An 18,964-nucleotide genomic window follows, 5' to 3' on the forward strand; every position below is an offset into this window, starting at 1 on the left:
TGACTTTCACTTTGTTGTTGCCACATATGACCGACCAATTTGTTTGAGTTTTCTTCTCCACAAAAAAAGACATGATCTTCACTCAATGAAGGTCATGTCTTTTTTATTTAGCGAACCTCGCTGATTTTCTCTACCGACTGTCGCACTTTTAATTGATGGGGACTAATTTTTCGATGGCTCGTTTCTGCTTGATTGGTGATGATGTCTGCTAGTAATTCAGCTGCTTCATAACCGATTCGTTCCATATCTTGGGCAACGGTTGTTAATTCAGGCGTTACGTAGCTAGCCAAAATAATATCATCGAACCCGATGACCGAAATATCTTCAGGAACCCGCAAGCCCATGTCTTTGATTCCTCGTATCGCTCCGATTGCCATAATATCACTAGCACAGAACAGTGCAGTGATTTCTTGATTGTTTTCTAACAGATTTTTACAAATCAAATAGGCAATTTCTTCTTCATAGTTGGCGTACTGGATATACGACTCATTCACTAACAAGCCATGCGCTGCCAAAGAAGCGCGGTAGCCTTTTTCTCTAAGTTCACTGACATTGGCATCACGACTCCCGTTGATCATGCCAATTTGTCGATGATTATTGGCAATCAAAAAATCCACAGCTTCTTGCGCCGCTTTTTCATTGTCAATCGAAACCAAGCCGATCTTAGGATTGTCGATTTCCATATCAATCAGAACTGTCGGCAAAGAGGTTTGCTGTACTTCCTGGTAGTAAGGATCGGTGGTTTTTAACCCTTGGATCACTACACCAGTGATATTGTGCTCATTGCAGAACTGACTAAACGTCTTTTGCTTTTGTTTCTCAGTACTTGTCCCATAAAAGACAAACTCAAAATCTGACTGATCCGTATAACGATAGACCCCATTCAACACTTCCAAAGGCATCGTTGATTTTCGGTTGAAATTCAACTCATTTAAAATCAAGGCGATGGTTTGTTGTTTCTTCGAAGACAGTGTCCTTGCTGCCATGTTTGGGGAATAGTCTAATTCTTTCGCTATTTTTAAAATTTCTTGCTTGGTTTGTTGGTTGATATCACTATACCCGTTAAAAACTTTGGATACAGTCGCTATTGATACACCGGCTGCCTTTGCCACATCGCGAATCGTTGTTCGCATTTGCTATCTCTCCTTTATCCAAATACCACCATCAGCCTTCATAGCGAGCAATTGGGTTGTCTCCGCTAACTGACAGTCAATATCGCGATCCTTTAAACTGATTTTAACAGGTTCTCCTTGATAAAAGAGCGTAAATTTTAGTTCTTTTATTTTCTGTGGCAAATGATTCGCTAATCGCAGGCCTTGATCGTAATACAACCCTGCAAAACCGTAAATCAAGCTCAGCCAGCTTCCCCCCATATTTGCTGCGTGAATGCCATCGACAACATTTTTTTGGAGATCCGTTAAATCCATCAAAGCCGTATCCATAAAATAACGATAGGCTTTTTCAGAATCCCCAATTCGACTCGCCATCACGCTAAAAATAGAACGAGACAAGGAGGAATCATGCGTCGTCACTTGTTCGTAATAGTCATAATCTTTTTTTAATTGCTCAAGACTGAAGTCTCCTGTATAGAGCATTTGGGCTAAAACCGTATCGGCTTGCTTACAGACTTGATGTTTGTAGATGACCATTGGATGATAATGCAGCAGGAGAGGATACTTTTCAGCAGGTGTAGTTTCAAATGGCCAGACTGCTTGTTCTAAGAATCCATCGTCTTGCTTCGTAATCCCTCGCTGTTCATCGTAACCAAAGTACATTAAGTCGGCTGCTTGCTGCCAAGCACTAATTGTTTCTTGGTATTTACCATACCGCTGTGCTAACTCAATGGCATAATATAGATTATTTTGAACCATTTTATTCGTATAAAAATTATTATTAACAAGGGCACTGTACTCATCAGGTCCAGTCACTCCATTGATGCAAAAGGCAAGTTTGCCCTCTTTTTCTACTAGATCGCCATAGCTCAACCAGAATTTCGCCGTTTCAAAAACAACTTCACTGCCAACCGTTTCGATGAATGCCTGGTCGCCAGTCACTCGTTCATACAATTGGAATGCATAAACGATATCCGCATTGATATGGACTTGGGCAGTTCCCGCTGGATAATAAGCACTCGTCTCATTTCCATCAATTGTTCGCCAAGCAAACAAAGCACCCTCTTGGCTTAGCTCCTGCGCCCGTTGTTTGGCTTGCGGCAAGATCTTCCCGCGATAGGAAAGCAATGCCTTGGCTATTTCAGGGTTCGTGAAAATAAAAAACGGCAACAGATACATTTCCGTATCCCAGAAGTAATGCCCTTCATATCCCTCGCCAGTCAATCCTTTGGCTGCGAAATTTGTTCTGCCGTCTCGCCCCGCACCTTGATTCAAATGAAACAAATTGAACCGAATGCCTTTTTGAAGAACTGGATCTCCTTCGATTTGAATATCACTTGCCGCCCAAAATTGCTGATAACTTTGTTGCTGCTCTTGCAAGAGAACTTCAAAATCGGCTAACTCTTGGTTAAAAGGTGTTTCGTGATTTTGATTATCTTCAAGTAGTTTCATTTGGAAAACCGTCGTAAGCGTTTCCTCTGCTTGTACTTGCTTTTCGCCATTGATCACTCGAATTGCTATACTTCGTTGACTATTTTCAGCAGTCCAAATCGCATAATCCTGATAATCAGCTTTTCGTAAGTGATGTGCTTTACTGGCAACCCGAGGATCATCTGTTTGAACAATTGCTGCTTTTTGTTCTAACGGATGTGTCATGGAAATTAGCTCTGAGAAATTGGTGTTCTTAATTTGATACTGACAGACGTAGAGTTCACTTCGTGTCACAGAGGCAAACGACTGCATCACCAATTCAAAAGTTTTACCTAGTGGCGTTACTACTTTATAGGATTCATCCAACACGCCTTTTTCCAAATCCAAAGTCATTTGTATAGGCTTTACTTGCCATTCTGAAGCACTAGAGTCCTCGTCACCAATCTGTAAACGTACGCCTCTTAGATTCGGCAGCTTGATGATCGTCTGATGCTCTTTGGCATAGCCGTATGCCCATTCACCATATTGGATCGGCTCACTATCAAAAAAGCCATTAACAAAGGAGCCTGGGTTTCCCTCGTAAAGCTCATTAACTTTTAAAGGATGCCCTGCCCGCACGCCAATTTGACCATTGCCAACTGCAAACAATGTTTCTAAGTATTCAGGGGTTTGATGAGAAAGTTCCTGTGCTCTTACTTTAAATGAATCATTTTTCGCCATCCATTCGCACTCCTTGTAAGAAATATTTGTTGAACAGCAAGTAAATGATCACAATGGGAATGATCGTGATCACACTTGCCGCCATCGTCTGATCCCATCGTACACCACCATTTCGACTTTGGAAAGTCTGCAACCCTAGAGTCAAAGTATATTTACTTGGCGTGGTCAAATAGAGCATTGGTTTCATGAATTCATTCCAAAAGCCCATAAAAATAAAGACAGCTTGTGTTGCGATGGATGGTTTTGCTAATGGCATCACGATACGAAAGAATGTTTGAAATCTGCCGAGACCATCGATTGCCGCAGCTTCTTCCACATCTTTTGGAAAAGATAAAAAGAATTGACGCATCATAAAGATATTCCCGATGTTGATCGCAGCTGGTAAAATCAACGCTGAAAAACTATCTAACATTCCTAGATTCATCAAGATTAAGTAATTTGGAATCAACAAAACCTGAGCTGGCACCATCATCAATGCCAAAAACCCATAGTAAATTCGTTCACGCCCTGGAAAATTTAATCTTGCTAAGGCATAACCTGCCATCGTATTTAATAAAATATTGATGGTCGTTCCAATAACGGATATAATCACGGAGTTTAGAAACCAACGCATAAACAAAGAAGAGCGCCCCAAGACATATCGAAAATTGTCTAAAGTAAACTCATTGGGGATCAAACTCATATCCCCAGAAACAATTTCTCTATAGGGTTTGAAAGATGCAGCAATTGCCCAGACAAAAGGATAAAAGGTCAGTACTGCATAAAGAATCAAGATCGTATAGAGCAAGATCTTTAAAATTTTTGTTTTCTCTTTTCCTCTCACGTACGTTACCCTCTTTCTTTGTTCAATTTTTCTGCTAAAAGTGACGTGATAAAGATAATAATTGCTAAAACGATCGCTAATGCTGCCGCATACCCCATCGTGTTCATTTGTCCAAAGGCGTATTGGTAAATCATTAGTGACAAGGTCAGAGTCGAATTGTTGGGTCCCCCTGATCCGTTCGAGAAGATATACGCCTGGTCAAACATCTGAAAGGTACCAATGATCCCCGTCAGCAGTACATAGGTAGTGATTGGGCGTAGATAGGGAATCGTGATATACCGTAATTTATCCACGGTTGTCGCACCATCGATCTCTGCTGCTTCGTACAAAGAATGAGGCAGATCAACTAAAGAAGCCAAATAGATCGTCATATAATAAGGCACGGTCGACCAGATATTCATTACCATAATCACTTTCAACGCATAGGCCGGTTCTTGTAAAAAATTGATTGGTTCTGAGTAAAATCCTAAATTCATAAATAAGTCATTGACTGGACCGTAAATATTAAAAATAAACATAAAGATGATCGTCAATGCTGAACTAGAAGTTAAAGTTGGCAAAAAATAAACCATCCGAAACAGTTTCTTCCCCTTGATTCCTTTGCTGCTTAAAATATACGCGATAATCAAAGCAAAAATCGTTTGTAACGGAACGACGACCAAGGCAAACGTGGCCGTATTTCTAAGAGCGATTCGCGCTTTTTGATCGGTGAAGATACGTAAATAGTTTTCTATCCCTTTAAAAGAAAATGTATTGGTAAACAAATTGACGTCGTTGAAAGATAGATAAAAAGCAAAGAGAACAGCTAAGACGAAAAAGATTCCTACGACAATGATTGCTGGAGCCAGAAAGAGCCACGCTTGTCGGATTTCTTGCCATTGGCTTTTTGTATAGTTAGTTTTTTTTCGTTCCATCATGTTGTCACCTTTCCCAAAAGAAAAGAGAGAGGAGTTCCTCTCCCTCGTTCAAATTCAGACTAGTTTGCTGTAATATCTGCGTTCGCTTGTTCATCAGCAGCTTCCATTGCTTCTTCAAAGGTCATGTTTCCATTTAAAGCATTCGGTAAAAAGTTTTGATAGGCTTTGTTGATCGTATCTAAAGTGGTGCCCTTTTGCCAAATCGTTGCATAATCCCAAGCCTCTAGGTGAACATTCAAGTCACTGTTTTCTGTGATTTTGGCCGCATCTGCTACATCTTGACGACTAGGTAATGTCCCGGTTCCTTCAACCCATGCTTGCATACCGCTTTGACCAGTAGCGTGTTGAATCCATTTATCTGCCAAGGCACTTTTTTCAGTCCCAACATATTTTCCCCAACCGACAGAAAACATCATTGACCCTTCCGTTCCTTTATACGTTGGCATTTCTTTTACAACAAAAGGAATATCAGGAAATTCTGTCTTAAGTGTCTCATACACCCAGTTTCCTTCATCCATGATCGCAATTTTTCCAGAACCAAAAGCTTCGCCGTTCCAACCTGTTCCGATATCTTGCGGTGTAACAGCTGCTTTCGTATCGACCAACTCTTTTAAAATCGAAAGATTATCAACTACTGCTGGATCAGCCAAATTAGCCGTCCCATCTTCATTGATTGGTTGAGCATTTTCACGCGTTGCAAGATGATAGTTGCGAGCCATATCTTGGTTATAGCTCATGGCAAAAACATTTCCGTCACCATACGCCTCATTGATTTTTTCTTGGAACGACGGCAGCCACTCAACATACGCTTCAAGTGTGTCTGGCACTTCATCGATCGACACACCCGCTTCTTCAAAAATCGCTGTATTGAAATAGAGTGCTAAAGTTGACATATCTTTGGGAACAGCCTGCAGTTGTCCATCCGAAGTCGTAAAAGCATCGATCAAGCTATCATAAAACTGCTCACTTTCAAAATTAGCCGGATCCAGCTCTGCAAGTGTGCCATTCTCTGAGAACCATGGGAACATATAGGCATCCACGTAAAAGACATCTGGTGCCGTTCTACCAGCCATGTCAGCTTGAATTTGGGTATTATAATCGGTATATACTTTCTTTTCAACTGTAGCACCCGTTGCTTCTTCAAAAGATTGGATCATTTCATCCAACGATTTTTCTTCTGCCTCGTTGCCACCCCAAACACCGATCGTTAACGAATCCCCCGTGAAATCCGTCTGATCTGTCGAACTACTGGTGTCTTCGTTTCCACCACAAGCTGCCAGCACCACTGCTCCAGACAATAGAAGCCCTGTTCCTACTACTTTTTTCCATCCAGTCATTTTATTTCCTCCTAAAAAGTGATTTTGATTTGTTCTTCAAGCAGATAAACCTTATCAAAAGCGATAAACTCAATCGCTTGCTCCCCATGGTTGGTGACCGTAAAACCTTCCTGTGTGACCTCAATCTTTAATGGCTGTTGGTGCCACATAATACCAAATTCAAGTGCTTCCCAAGCCTTTGGTAAATGTGGTTCGATTCTTAACTGGCCGTCTAAACAACGGACACCACCATAGCCGAAGACCGTCATTTGCCAAATACCGCCGAGTGATGCTGCATGAATCCCTTCATTGGAAGACAGCATATTTTCTCCCATATCAATGTTGATTGCTTGTTGAAACAAATCATAAGAAAGTGCTATTTCCCCTAAATCAGCAGCGAGGATGGCATGTGTCGATAAGGATAAGGAAGAATCATGCAACGTTTTCGGCTCATAGTAATCCCAATTCAACCGTTTCTCTTCTTTTGGAAAAAGGTTCTCAAATAAGAACAAGAGCAAAAGAACATCCGCTTGTTTCGAAACTTGCATCTCGTTGACCTGTTCTAAGTTATACTCATGGAACAGTGTGCCTACTTGCGAATCATTTTTATATTTCGTGAGATCGATCTCTTTTTTCGTCAAATAGGTATCATCTTGCGGGATGATTCCCGCTTCATTCGGTTGCGGTAAATAAATAGCAGCTACTTTTGCTTGCCATTCTTGATAAGCTTCATTTAATGGTAATTTTTCAGCTAGTTTCGTAAATTGTTCTGGCTGGTTCTTTTTCAACTCTTCATACAATGAAATAGCTAATTGAATGTTCCAGTGCGCAGTATGATTCGTGAAAGCATTATTATCGACATGCTCCTTATATTCATCTGGTCCGACTACGTCTAAAATTTCAAAGCGCTGGTTTTCTTCGGACCACTCTAAACGACTCGCCCAGAAGATCGCCGTATCAAAAATCACTTCATAGCCTTTTTCCCATGCAAATTGTTGATCATTCGTTACATCAATAAATTGTTTGATGCCGTAGGTGACATCGCTGGTAATATGCTGTTCAATAAATCCTGACCAAATTTTCGTTGGTAAGCCCGTAAGGATATCCGCTGCGCCCCAAACTGGCGTAGTCTCACCATCTTCAGGCCAAGCAGCTTCCCACGGAAATTGGGCGCCTTGATAGCCGTTCTCAGTAGCTTTTTTATGGGCACCAGCCAAACCTAAATAGCGATAAGTCACTAATTTTTTGGCGATTTCTGGGTGTGTGAAGGTAAAATATGGCAGCATAAAAATCTCTGTATCCCAAAAGGTATGTCCTTTGTACCCTTCCCCAGATAGGCCTTTGGCACCTATGTTCATGCGTTCGTCATGGGCTGGTGTCATCACATGTAGATGATATTTTGCAAAATGAATCGCTAATTGATCTAGTGTGTTCTCTGTCTTGATTTTGATTGGAAAGACGGACCAGACTTCTTTGTCCCATGCCGCTGCTGAAGCTTTTGCTAATTCCTGATAGCCGTTTTTGCGAATCTCTTTCAGCTCTTCAAGGGCAATCTTCTTCAAATCTTGTGGTGTCTTTCCTAAATGCTCTTTATCGATCGTGGTATAAACAGAAGAAAACTTCTCAAGCTTCAACGTCTCATTAGGTGCCAAGGTTTGCCAGTAACGATTGTAGATTTTCCGTCTTCCCATCTCGATCCGCTTCTTGGTTCCATCATAGCAATCTTCTGTTTTTTCTAGATTATGTGCTGTCGAAAGAACAAAGGCGATCTTAGATTGAGTGGTCTTTGGCATCATTTGTAAGAAACGATTTTCTGTTAATGATTTGTCACCTTCAGTAAAATGCTGTGAGCCGCTATTTGTCTTTTGTCCGTCAATACCAGAAATAATTTCCAACGTGACTTCTTTTCCTAAATTTTCGACCAGCACTTGTTGCGCAAACACATGCTTTTGGGCAAAGGAAACACATCGCTTAAAGGTCAGTTCGACATTAATCTGACCATGTTTCCATTGAAAGGAGCGCGTGAGTTCCCCAGTTCTCAAATTTAAGACACGTGAATAGTTTGAATATTTGCCTTTTGATAAATCTAATCGTTCGCCATCAAAAAGGAGCTCCATTCCAATCATATCCGGCACATTAGGAAGCTCAGTCACTTCATTTTCGTCGAATTTATTAAAGGTTCCTGCAACAAAAAGATTACGCGTTTCGCCAACATATTTCTCTTCTGTCACAGAGCGCATCCCCAGATACCCGTTGCCCAAACACATGATGGCTTCTGCTTTGCCTAACCATTTTGTATCAAAGGTCTTTTCCGTAATTTTCCAAGGGTCTTCTTTTAAATACTGCATCGCTGTCTCCATTTTTTCCTCCTACTTCTTCAGAAAACGTTTTAGTTTCTTTCAAAAATTTTTTATTTATAAAAATAGTTATTGGACCGAAACAAAAGTACAATCAAGCCCATGAAATAACTACCAATTACTAGGACAATTGCTGCGTTAAGAAACACCCATCCTACGATCAAGTGGAGTGGCGCATAGTAAGCATAATCTCTAATTATTTTTGCGGCTTGGTATTCGTTTCGCCACTTCCAAGCAATAAGACTAGCACTAGCCCAAGCAAAAATAACTAACAAAAGTAGCGCTTGTGTATTGATCTCCAATAAAGGATTCCCTGTTAACAACTCATCGAAGGAGGTTTCGTTCATACTGATCATTCCCCTGTTTCTTATTGAACCCCACTACACTTTGTCCTAAAATGTCGTGTAACGTTTTTTTCGTACCTAGATAGAGGAAGAAAGAACCAGTGAAAAACAACCAACCGATCATTGGTAAAAAGTAGAGCAATTTTGCTACTTCCCTCATTCCTACAGTTAATAAATTACGTTGATTCGTAAAAACAACGAGTTTCGCAAAATGTTTGCCAATCGTTTTCCCCTCAAAACTACTCAAACAAATCATGTTGTAGACCACAAAGAGAAGTTGTGGCAAGACAATCGTTACTCCAGCAGGTACCATTAGGAGATAGCTAAGCATGGTACTTGGTAAAAAAATGATCATGCAATCAATCAAAAATGCTAGCAATCTTAGTAACAGCATATTTGTCCCCCTTTTTTCGAAAACCTTTTCGTTACATCCACATATTACCAGACATCTTTTCTCTATTCAAGCGTTTTCACAAAAAATAATTTTTATTTTTTCCGATTTCCTAATGGAAAATCGCGTAAATACTAAAACGTTTTAGATTGTCTGTTTTTTTGCAAGCGATTTGGTTGGGAACCAGCTTTACTTGTGATACCATGAAGCAAATACGAAAGAAGGCGATTTCTTGGATTTATGGCTTACAAATGTACAACTTGAGACGAGTTATTTAAAAGAAGGCGATTGGTCTTATGGAACCAAAACAGAAAATACAGCAATCGGGATCAATGATGGAAAAATAGCGGAGATCGTGCCGATGACCGAATGGCAGGCATCAAGCGAAGCGACGATCATTGATGGGGGAAATCAGTTATTGTTGCCAGGATTGATCGAAAAACATTGTCATTTGGACAAAAGTAAATTAGGTACTCCTTGGCGTCCAGTAACGCCGGCAGCTAGCTTGGTGGAACGATTTGAAACTGAGATTCCCCAATTAGATGCCTTGCCGTTATCGATCAAAGAACGCGGACAAGCGCTGATCGATTTAGAACTACCTCATGGTGCGGTGATGTTCCGCTCACATATTGATATTGAACCAATGACTCAGCTGCGTTATTTTGATGCGATTACCGAATTAGTTGCCGAACAACCTTTTGGCTCGGAGTTGGTCTTATTCTCACAACATGGCTTATTGCGCTCAAATGCTGCTTCTTTGATTGAAGAAGCCTTAGCAACGGGCAAAGCATCTTTTATTGGCGGTGTTGATCCTTATACACTCGATCAAGATTACCAGGCTTCCTTACGGACAACTTTTGAACTTGCTCAAAAAGGACATGTCGGGATTGACCTCCATCTTCACGATCGGCAAGAAGCTGGCAGAGCGACCGTCAAAGAAATGATTCGTTTGACGAAGGAATTCAATATGCAAGGAAATGTGGCGATCAGTCACGCCTTTGGTCTAAATGACTTTGAAGGCACAGAACGAAAAGAAGTCTTTCAATCCTTAGCAGATTTAGAGATCCACATCATTTCAAGTATTCCCATCAGCCCTGGCACGATTCCACCGCTTAAGGAATTGCAAAGCTATGGCGTTGCTGTTCATATTGGTTGCGACAACGTCTATGATTCTTGGTCTTCTCTAGGAGATGGTTCTTTACAAGAAAAACTGGCCCGCTATTTAGAGATTTTTGCCGTCAAAAGTCAGGAAGACTTGACGCAAGCATTAGGTTTAGTCACGGATGGCAAAGTCCCGTTGGATAAAAACGGTGCGCAGCAATGGCCTAAGGTTGGTGATTCGGCTGATTTCTTACTGACACCAGCTACTTGTACGGCAGAATTCGTTGCCCGTAAAGGCTTCGTCAGCAAAAGCTTTTATCAAGGAACAGTTGTTTTCACCGCATAAATCTTACCTATATAAAAGGCATCTGCGCTTCTTTTTAGAGGCGCAGATGCCTTTTTTCAGGAATAGTCGTTTGCTAATTGTACATAGTCTTTCAGGTAAATGAATCAACCTGCTGCTTCATAAACTCTTCTATTTCACTTTTTAGTGGCATTCCTGTTTGAGCCCCCAGCTTTTGAACGGACAGACTAGCTCCATTATTCGCCATACAAACGGCTTCATAAAAATCGGCTCCTTCCCCTAAAGCTGCTGCCAAGATGCCATTAAAGGTATCCCCCGCACCGGTAGTGTCTACAACTGAAACTTGGTTCGATGGAATCGTCACAACTTGTGACTTTTCTACAAATGTTACCCCTTTGCTTCCTCGTGTGACAACGATTCGCGTGGCATATTTTTTTTGCCAATCAGCAATGACCTGCTCAATTTCGTCTTCCAAAATGGCCTCTTTACCGATCAAAGCGGCAAATTCCGTTTCATTTGGTGTCAAAATATCAATATACGGCAGGAGTTCCGGTACGATTTCATTGTAAGGAGCAGGATTCAAAATCGTTAGAACTCCTTTTTTCTTGGCAAGAATCAATGCTTGTTTGATTGTTTCCACAGGAATTTCCAGTTGAGTAAGTAAGATATCCCCTTGTGAAAGTTCACTGATTGTTTGCTGAACGTAGGCTTCATCGATCAGTCCATTCGCACCGGGGACGACAGTGATACAATTATCCTCTGCTAATTTAAAAATACTCGCAATTCCTGTGAACATATTTTTTTCACGGGAAACAGCCGATAAATCGAGAGCTTCTCTGCTGAGGTGCTGAAGAACCTTTTCCCCAAAAGTATCTTCCCCGATTTTCCCTAAAAATTTTGTTGATGCACCGTAACGAGAAGCTGCCACTGCTTGATTTGCTCCTTTGCCCCCGACAAAATAATCAATTTGCTCCCCAATGATCGTTTCGCCGATCCTCGGCATTCGTGTTGTCGTGATCACGATATCCATGTTCACACTACCTAAAATCGTTATCTTACTCAAAAAATCACCTATTTCTCTTGAATATATAAAAAGGACCAAAAGCTTCCCGACCCTCAATGGTCGTTTCACCAACCTTTAAAAACCCTGTTTTTACAAATAATCGCTGCATGGGCAGATTGGTATGATTTGTGATTGAAAGAAGTGTTTCCCCTTCATCACACTGTTGTTCCAAACAGCTTCTGATCCACTGGCGGCCAAAGCCTTGCCCCGCTTGAGATGGTCTCGCAACGAGTCGCTGAATCGTTCTTATCCCATGATATTCTTTGCTACAATTTGACAATGAGTCAACTGACAAAACACCGGCACTTACAATGTTTTTATTTTCATCCTTCAACACAAACAGTTCCTTTTTCTCGATATCCTTCGCTAAGATTTCTAGGGAGGGATAAGTATCAGTCCACTGGTAGATTTTCCTTCTATTCATCTGCTGCTTTGCTTCGATGAACAGTTGAAAAATCTCTGCTAATTCTTGTCGTGACGCCCTTTGAAGTTCATTCATGACTCTAGTAAGGGAGCAATACCAACGACAAAATGACCACTGCTATAATCCCAACGATCGTTGGAACGCTGGTTCGTTTCAGTAACCGAACAGGGCTGACGTCGATTGAAGAAGACACAATCATAATTACAGCGGCAACTGGTGAGATCGTTCTGCCAAGATTGGCGATCATCTGCATTGGCAAGGCGATCAAAATCCCGTCAATTCCCGCTTTAGCGGCAATATCGGGAATCAGTTCAATCACAGCGTAAAACATCGCCAATCCTCCGCCACTCAAAATACCGAACAATGCGGTTGCGCCGCTGAATATCAATGCCGTTAACACGCCAGCAGATTGAGAATTTTCTACCGCACTCATTAGTGAATCAATCACTCCTAAGCTTTGGATAGCTGTGGTAAATAATGATCCACCCACAACCAACATGACTACTTGACTAAACCCTTGTCCCATTCCTTTGAATAGTTCCACTGCACTTTCTTGCGCGATTTTGAAAGATTTCTTTCTCAAACATTCAATCAGTAATGCGACAAAAAAGGAAATCATCGTTAGGACGAAAATATCCATTGTTACACCTTCTTTGAATATACCGATTATACCAACGATAATGATCAACACCAAAGGAAGGAGTGGTAAAATTGCATAAAATCCAGGAACAGCCGTTTCTTCTGACTTACTTTCAATTTCTTTTAGTTCTACAAAGGCATCTTTGCCTTCTTTTTTATCACAATACGTTTGCCAAAAGTAATGAACAATGGCCATGATCAGCAATGTTGGGATGGAAATTTTCGCATGGTACAGAACATAAGTTAAGATGTTGTAATTCAATGTCTGAGCCGCAATCACATTATCCGCACCTAATGGCGTCGGCATGATCGTGGCAGTCATTGCGATAACTCCGGCTGCTGTTAAGGAAGAGATACCAATCCCTTGAAGCAGTGGATAAAGGATTGCCATCAAAATTATTGCCAAACTAGATGCACTTGGGACGACTAACGACATCAAATTCCCTAATAAGAAAACGATCGGAATAAATAATGCCTTAGACTTGATTTTGGTCATTGGCTGAACCAGGATATTGACAGCTTTTTGATTGGCACCAATGAGATTCATATAACCTGAATATCCGAATAAGATCATGATCACTAGACCAGCAGAACTTACTTGAGAGATGATCGTATCTTTAAGCTTTAAAAAAATATCGAATAAGGCCAAGCCAGTCCCTTCACCTTCTGGGTAAAGCGGATTTCCTAAAGCAACGGATGCACAAAGCAAGACAAGTGCCCCAATAATCAAAATCAATGCTGGATTATAACTCTTAATAATAAAATATCCGACGATCCCCAAAACAACGAGTACTAAAATCGCTTCTATCATTTCTTTCCCCTCCTATTTACACTTGCTGATTGCCTGTAAAAACCATTCTTTAAAGAGCGCTTCATCGATATCGACACAAACACGGCAATTGTTTTTCTGCTTCAGACGATTGTTGAGATCGACAATTGTCGCACCTGCTGTGTAGGCTCCTTGTGCTTCGATCGCAACAAAAGTCTCTTGAACAGTGAACATCTCTGGACACAAAAGATAAGCGATCGCACAACTGTCATACATTTTCAGCCCCGTGCCAAAACTGCCACCACGGTATTTTTTGAATAATTGAACCATCATATCTCCGGTTTGATTCATTTCTTTGATTTTTGCGCTGTCTTCTGGGTAAACAAGCGCTTTGGCGCCCACATCTAATGGTGCTACAGAAAGTGGTAAGCCGCTCTCAAAAACAATCGTTGCAGCCTCGGGGTCAATCGCAATATTGAACTCTGACAATACACCAAAGTTTCCTCTGCCTAAGGCTCCGCCCATTAAAACGATCTCATCGATTTTTTCTTTGACTTCTGGATAAATCTTAAGCAAAAGAGCAATATTCGTTAGAGGACCTAATGCGACAATTGTGATTTTTTCTTTATTCTTTTTGATCGTTTGATACATCGCTTCCACAGCTGAAGTTTCCAGCAGCAATGAACGATCTGGTTCTGGAAATGAATAGCCGGCCATTCCTGTGACCCCATGAACATCGCTGGCATCTTTGACTGCTCGCGTTAGTGGCTGAGATGCACCTTGTGCTGCTGGAATCGACAAATCCCAAAAGGAAAGCAGTTTCAGTAAATTATTGGTGACATGTTCAATACCGACATTTCCGGCCACTGTCGTGATCAACTTGACCTCCAAGCCTTCACTAAATAGAGCAATTCCCAACGCAACTGCATCATCGATCCCCGGATCCGTATCAATAATGACTTCTTTTTTTGACATACGTATTCTCCTCTCGCCTTTGATAAAACGTTTTATCATTTTTCTAAAAAAAACGAACATCTGATAAAGCGTTTTATCTAATGTTCACACAAAGAATAGCATTGTTTTAAAGCGCTGTCAATAGTAAAAAAGAGTTTCGCTAGGAAACTCTTTCAGTCACACTGTTCTTTTTTATCAATCTAGGTGTCAATTGGACGTAACGTGGCTTCTGTCCGCTGATTGCATTCATCAAGGCAAGAACCGTTTTTTCACCTAAATCATTTACATCTTGTTCCACAGACGTTAGAGATACTTCTAAAAGATCATTCAAAACAAGATTGTCGTATCCTACGATCGAAACATCCTCTGGAACCTTGATTCCTAGTTCTTTGGCACGCTTCATAATTCCCAATGCAATCAAGTCGTTGCCAGCAACAATGCCGGTTACATCTCGGTTTTTTAAGAGAATGTCTGCTTTTTCATAGGCGTCTTCAAATTGGAACTTTGTTACCACATGCCAACTGTCTTTTCGTTGGAGATTGAATTCCTTCAGCGCATCTAAATAGCCTTGGTATCGATACACACAATTGATATTTTTATCAGGGTTCATCATCGTGCCGATCTTTTTGTGTCCTTTTTTTATTAGCTCACTGGTAGCAATATATCCCCCATGCCGATTATTATAAAAGACTTGATCGACCTCAAAGTTATCTATTCCTCTATCAACCAAAACGATTGGAACCGAAAGATTCTTCAATCGTTCTTTGGTTTGTACCTCATCCGCGTAGGATTCGGTTGAAAGGGCGATGATCAACGCATCAACGTTGCGGTCAATCAGGAGCTGAATCAATTCCTTCTCAACGTCAACTTTATCATCTGAGTTGACCAAAATCAGCAGATACCCCTGTTTTCGCAGCAAATCTTCTAAGACCTTGGCCAAGTTGGCAAAAAAAGGATTGTTGATATCTGGGATGATCAGTCCGATCGTATTGGTTTTTTTCAAAACCAGGCTTTTAGCCGCAGCATTCGGCGTATAATTGTTTTCTGCCGCCAAGCGCTTGATTTGCTGTTTTTTTTCTTCTGTGATCCGAATCGGTTTGTCATTTAACACTTGAGAAACGGCTGCGATCGATACACCTACTTCTTTTGCAATGTCTTTTAATCTGACTTTCACTGAATACCCCTTTCGCTTTCCTAATTTTGTAAATGAACCAAGCACTCAATCTTATGTTTTCAGTAAATCCTTTTTATACTGCTGAAAAAACGGATTTGAGAATTAGACAAAGATGATTGATTAAAGATTATACTGTTTTTTTGAATTCCTCTTAGATGTTCCACCTCACCCAATCAGCAAACAATTCTGGCCAACGGACAACCGATGCTTCGATCCCGTGTTGATTGCCGTTGGCGGTTTCCGGTGTTCCTAAACTTAGTCCATGACCACCGCGAGGGAAAATGTGCAGCTCATAAGGTATATTAAATTTGCGCAGCTGTTCGGCAAAAAGGAGGCTGTTTTCCGCCAAGACTAATCCATCTTCTAACGTATGCCAAAGAAACGTCGGCGGTGTCTGTTCATTGACTAAAGTCTCTAAAGACAAAGCCGCTTTTTCTGTTTCATAGCGATCTGCTAATAATGAACGGAAGGAATCTTGGTGCCCAAGTTCACCACTAGATAAGACCGGATAACTCAACAGTAACCCGTTAGGTCGCCATTCTTCATTGGCTCCTTGTAAAGCCTCTGCTAGAAAAGGTTGCTGCCAAGACACACCCAGATTAGCAGCTAAGTGACCGCCAGCTGAAAAACCGGCAACAATGATTTTTTCAGGATCGACGTGCCAGACCTCATGATTGGTGCGCACAAGACGAACGGCAGCCGCCAATTCCTTTAAGGCTAACGGATAGACAGCCGGTTTGATACTATAATGCAACACAAAGGCTTGGAAACCAAAGCTCATCATTTTGATGGCGATGGGTTCCGCTTCGCGATCAGACAACATTTCATAGCCGCCGCCAGGACAGATGATGACCGCTGGTCGAACACGATCTGGTTCCATTTCAGGAGAATTTTCCATGACATACGTGGTTAAACTGGCTTGGCTTTCTGGTAAAAGTGCGGTTCTTTTTTCATGTATCACGGATTGCGCCTCATTTCATTGTAATTTTATAGACGATTGGTTGGTCGGTTTCAATTGGTTCAAAAGTTAGTTGCAAGCCTTCATCGGTCACTTGCCAATCAATAGGCTGTTCTTCGTGTCCTAGAATCGTCACGGTTTGGATGATGCCGTGAAATTCTGGCAAATTTTGATCTTTAGACTGGGCCAGTGCTTGGATCCTTGCGTGTCCATTCTCAGGACTTGCCATGCCAATAGCATACAACGAATCCCCCTGAACCGTAAAGCGGAAATCCTGGCTCGTGTATGTCGTCGCCTGTGCCTCTTGAAATTGGCCTGAGACAACGGTCGTGGGTCCTTCCCCGGCTTTGCGCCATGGTTTCGCTTCATAAATGGCTTCACCGTTTACATCCAGCCACGCACCGATTTCTTTTAAGATCGTTTGATCTTTTTCTGGGATCGAACCATTCCCTTTCGGCCCGATATTCAAAAGAAGATTGCCATTTTTACTGACGACTTCGATCAAATCCTGTAAAATCTCACGCGTTGTTTTGTAATCCAACGTTGTGGTATAACACCATGAATTGCGAGCGATCGCTGTATCTGTTTGCCAGTAAAAAGGTTGTGGTTCGGCAAATTTTCCCCGTTCGATCTCCACAATACCACTACCAAACATCATGGCATCGTGTTTGTAGCAGATACCAACTTTTTTGCCCCATTCAGCCCCACGATTGTAATAGTAAGCAGCGAAAAGTTGCAGGTGCTCCTTGAAGGCTTCGTGTTGGATCCACCAATCAAAATAGATCAGCTCTGGTTGATAGTTATCGACGAGTTCACAGGTTCGCAGTAGCCAATCATCTAAAAACTCTTTTGAGGGATATGGCTCGCTGTACAAATCTTGATTATCAGGTTCTGGCATAGCAGGCCAATAAAAGTCGCCTTTTTCTAACGGCTCCTTGATGTCGCTGTCAAATTCCTTACCATGTCCCATGAAAAACCAATGTTCGGCACGATGAGATGAGGTACAAAAATGCAGGCCTTGTTCCTCAGCTGCTTCTTTTAATTCCGCAAGAATATCTTTTTTCGGTCCCATAACTGCCGCATTCCATTCAGAAAGCTCGCTTTTGTACATCTGAAACCCATCGTGATGTTCTGCAACGGGAAAAAGATAATTGGCACCGGCTTGTTTGATCAGTCGAATCCACTCATTTGCATCGAATTTTTCTGCAGTAAATATGGGAATAAAGTCTTTGTAGCCGAAGTTTTTTTGCGGACCGTAGGTGTTGATATGGTGATCGTATTCCGGATGGTCTTTGATGTACATATTTCTGGAGTACCACTCGTTATTAAATGCAGGAACACTATACAATCCCCAATGAATGAAGACCCCAAATTTTGCTTTGGGGAACCATTCCGGTAGAACAAAAGCGCCCAAAGATTGCCAATTTGGGAAAAAGGGGCCTTGATGCGCGACTTGGTGGATCGTTTCTACTGTGATCATGGTCTTTCCTCCAAAATACCGACTGTTTCCAGCCATGTTTTTGCAATCAACACATGTCCTGCAGTCGACGGATGCACACGATCACTGCTTAAGACATAGGATGACTGATAAAGCAAAAAATCATCAAACTTTTCCTGCGTATCTCCTAAAAGGATACCATACTCTTGCGCTACTTTAGCAAGCACGTGTTGGTAGTTGGTAAGCATTTTTCTTAGTGGATCTTCTTTGTTGGCTTCAACCATAAACGGGGTCAAGAGAATCATTCCTTTGACACTCGGTAATGTCTGAGCGATCAAATCACGCAACTCTGATTCAAATCTTTCAATCCCCACCAGTTCCGTTTGAGCAAATGTGCCATCAAAATGCCGCCACACATCATTTACACCGATCATGATCGTTACCCAATCTGGTTGAAATGCCAATACATCATCCTTCCAACGCTTCTTCAAATCGACGACTGTATCTCCACTGATGCCTCGGTTAACGATCATTAATTCCATTTGTGGGAGTAATGCTGTGGTATAGGCGTTGATCAGATGAACATAGCCGTCCCCCCATGACGACCATCCCGCAGGTATCGCTTGATAATTTCGATTACTATCTGTGATCGAATCCCCCATAAAAAGCAGACGATCTTTTTTATCCACTATCATTGTTTTCCTCCTTAAAGAAAGAAGACTGATCCGC

General features: G+C 41.5%; 17 protein-coding genes. 1 reads left to right on the forward strand and 16 read right to left on the reverse strand.

The features are described 5' to 3' along the window. Nucleotides 1-107: 107 nt before the first annotated feature. From IGK63_RS12765 to IGK63_RS12800, 8 genes are all read right to left on the reverse strand, one after another. Nucleotides 108-1,133 (reverse strand): LacI family DNA-binding transcriptional regulator, encoded by a 1,026-nt coding sequence (locus tag IGK63_RS12765; protein ID WP_005234088.1) that lies wholly within the window; start codon nucleotides 1,131-1,133, stop codon nucleotides 108-110. Nucleotides 1,134-1,136: 3 nt separating this feature from the next. After that, entirely contained in the window at nucleotides 1,137-3,263 is a 2,127-nt protein-coding gene (locus tag IGK63_RS12770) for a glycoside hydrolase family 65 protein (protein WP_275626529.1), read from the reverse strand. Next, a complete protein-coding gene (locus tag IGK63_RS12775) occupies nucleotides 3,250-4,086 on the reverse strand; it encodes a carbohydrate ABC transporter permease (protein WP_016612747.1) in 837 nt (278 codons plus the stop codon). The genes IGK63_RS12770 and IGK63_RS12775 overlap by 14 nt, the downstream gene beginning before the upstream one ends. A gap of 5 nt (nucleotides 4,087-4,091) precedes the next feature. Next, on the reverse strand, nucleotides 4,092-5,000 hold the full coding sequence (locus IGK63_RS12780) for a carbohydrate ABC transporter permease (protein WP_008380619.1): 909 nt from the start codon (nucleotides 4,998-5,000) through the stop codon (nucleotides 4,092-4,094). Between the two features lie 62 nt (nucleotides 5,001-5,062). Continuing rightward, a complete protein-coding gene (locus IGK63_RS12785) occupies nucleotides 5,063-6,340 on the reverse strand; it encodes a sugar ABC transporter substrate-binding protein (RefSeq protein WP_005234084.1) in 1,278 nt (425 codons plus the stop codon). An 11-nt stretch (nucleotides 6,341-6,351) separates the two neighbouring features. Continuing rightward, nucleotides 6,352-8,679, reverse strand: coding sequence for a glycoside hydrolase family 65 protein (locus IGK63_RS12790; protein ID WP_086316527.1), 2,328 nt, complete (start codon nucleotides 8,677-8,679; stop codon nucleotides 6,352-6,354). 50 nt (nucleotides 8,680-8,729) lie between these two features. Further along, a complete protein-coding gene (locus tag IGK63_RS12795) occupies nucleotides 8,730-9,023 on the reverse strand; it encodes a hypothetical protein (protein ID WP_005234082.1) in 294 nt (97 codons plus the stop codon). Then, on the reverse strand, nucleotides 9,001-9,414 hold the full coding sequence (locus IGK63_RS12800; RefSeq protein WP_005234081.1) for an RDD family protein: 414 nt from the start codon (nucleotides 9,412-9,414) through the stop codon (nucleotides 9,001-9,003). Before IGK63_RS12800 ends, IGK63_RS12795 begins: the two co-directional genes overlap by 23 nt. Nucleotides 9,415-9,643: 229 nt before the next feature. Here IGK63_RS12800 and IGK63_RS12805 point away from each other — a divergent pair, with 229 nt between their 5' ends. Continuing rightward, nucleotides 9,644-10,858 carry an amidohydrolase family protein gene (locus IGK63_RS12805; RefSeq protein WP_275626528.1) on the forward strand — a complete coding sequence of 405 codons (1,215 nt, stop codon included), beginning with the start codon at nucleotides 9,644-9,646 and terminating at the stop codon, nucleotides 10,856-10,858. 91 nt (nucleotides 10,859-10,949) lie between these two features. On the opposite strand, the gene rbsK is transcribed toward IGK63_RS12805, so the two are convergent. The 8 genes from rbsK to IGK63_RS12845 all read right to left on the reverse strand — a co-directional run bounded on the left by rbsK (nucleotide 10,950) and on the right by IGK63_RS12845 (nucleotide 18,930). Continuing rightward, the gene (gene rbsK / locus IGK63_RS12810) at nucleotides 10,950-11,879 is read right to left on the reverse strand and encodes a ribokinase (protein ID WP_422705611.1); all 930 of its coding nucleotides are present in this window, start codon (nucleotides 11,877-11,879) and stop codon (nucleotides 10,950-10,952) included. Nucleotides 11,880-11,883: 4 nt separating this feature from the next. Beyond that, the gene (locus tag IGK63_RS12815; protein WP_005234078.1) at nucleotides 11,884-12,378 is read right to left on the reverse strand and encodes a GNAT family N-acetyltransferase; all 495 of its coding nucleotides are present in this window, start codon (nucleotides 12,376-12,378) and stop codon (nucleotides 11,884-11,886) included. Between the two features lie 4 nt (nucleotides 12,379-12,382). After that, nucleotides 12,383-13,753, reverse strand: a complete 1,371-nt coding sequence (gene dcuC, locus IGK63_RS12820; RefSeq protein WP_005234077.1) for a C4-dicarboxylate transporter DcuC — start codon at nucleotides 13,751-13,753, stop codon at nucleotides 12,383-12,385. Between the two features lie 12 nt (nucleotides 13,754-13,765). Beyond that, nucleotides 13,766-14,686 carry a ribonucleoside hydrolase RihC gene (rihC, locus tag IGK63_RS12825; protein ID WP_275626526.1) on the reverse strand — a complete coding sequence of 307 codons (921 nt, stop codon included), beginning with the start codon at nucleotides 14,684-14,686 and terminating at the stop codon, nucleotides 13,766-13,768. Between the two features lie 139 nt (nucleotides 14,687-14,825). After that, nucleotides 14,826-15,839 carry a LacI family DNA-binding transcriptional regulator gene (locus IGK63_RS12830; RefSeq protein WP_008380606.1) on the reverse strand — a complete coding sequence of 338 codons (1,014 nt, stop codon included), beginning with the start codon at nucleotides 15,837-15,839 and terminating at the stop codon, nucleotides 14,826-14,828. 151 nt (nucleotides 15,840-15,990) lie between these two features. Beyond that, nucleotides 15,991-16,800, reverse strand: coding sequence for an alpha/beta hydrolase (locus tag IGK63_RS12835; RefSeq protein WP_008380605.1), 810 nt, complete (start codon nucleotides 16,798-16,800; stop codon nucleotides 15,991-15,993). A 10-nt stretch (nucleotides 16,801-16,810) separates the two neighbouring features. Then, entirely contained in the window at nucleotides 16,811-18,277 is a 1,467-nt protein-coding gene (locus IGK63_RS12840) for an alpha-L-fucosidase (RefSeq protein WP_275626525.1), read from the reverse strand. Next, nucleotides 18,274-18,930 (reverse strand): SGNH/GDSL hydrolase family protein, encoded by a 657-nt coding sequence (locus tag IGK63_RS12845; RefSeq protein ID WP_252709031.1) that lies wholly within the window; start codon nucleotides 18,928-18,930, stop codon nucleotides 18,274-18,276. Before IGK63_RS12845 ends, IGK63_RS12840 begins: the two co-directional genes overlap by 4 nt. Nucleotides 18,931-18,964: the final 34 nt, after the last annotated feature.

This window comes from Enterococcus sp. AZ040 (genome assembly GCF_050499185.1).
Classification (GTDB): domain Bacteria; phylum Bacillota; class Bacilli; order Lactobacillales; family Enterococcaceae; genus Enterococcus_D; species Enterococcus_D entomosocium.

Coding starts and splice junctions, on each gene's coding strand:
- IGK63_RS12765 (WP_005234088.1), bottom strand. CDS start 1,133: ATGCGAACAACGATTCGCGATGTGGCAAAGGCAGCCGGTGTATCAATA.
- IGK63_RS12770 (WP_275626529.1), bottom strand. CDS start 3,263: ATGGCGAAAAATGATTCATTTAAAGTAAGAGCACAGGAACTTTCTCAT.
- IGK63_RS12780 (WP_008380619.1), bottom strand. CDS start 5,000: ATGGAACGAAAAAAAACTAACTATACAAAAAGCCAATGGCAAGAAATC.
- IGK63_RS12785 (WP_005234084.1), bottom strand. CDS start 6,340: ATGACTGGATGGAAAAAAGTAGTAGGAACAGGGCTTCTATTGTCTGGA.
- IGK63_RS12790 (WP_086316527.1), bottom strand. CDS start 8,679: ATGGAGACAGCGATGCAGTATTTAAAAGAAGACCCTTGGAAAATTACG.
- IGK63_RS12795 (WP_005234082.1), bottom strand. CDS start 9,023: ATGAACGAAACCTCCTTCGATGAGTTGTTAACAGGGAATCCTTTATTG.
- IGK63_RS12800 (WP_005234081.1), bottom strand. CDS start 9,414: ATGCTGTTACTAAGATTGCTAGCATTTTTGATTGATTGCATGATCATT.
- IGK63_RS12815 (WP_005234078.1), bottom strand. CDS start 12,378: ATGAATGAACTTCAAAGGGCGTCACGACAAGAATTAGCAGAGATTTTT.
- dcuC (WP_005234077.1), bottom strand. CDS start 13,753: ATGATAGAAGCGATTTTAGTACTCGTTGTTTTGGGGATCGTCGGATAT.
- rihC (WP_275626526.1), bottom strand. CDS start 14,686: ATGTCAAAAAAAGAAGTCATTATTGATACGGATCCGGGGATCGATGAT.
- IGK63_RS12840 (WP_275626525.1), bottom strand. CDS start 18,277: ATGATCACAGTAGAAACGATCCACCAAGTCGCGCATCAAGGCCCCTTT.
- IGK63_RS12845 (WP_252709031.1), bottom strand. CDS start 18,930: ATGATAGTGGATAAAAAAGATCGTCTGCTTTTTATGGGGGATTCGATC.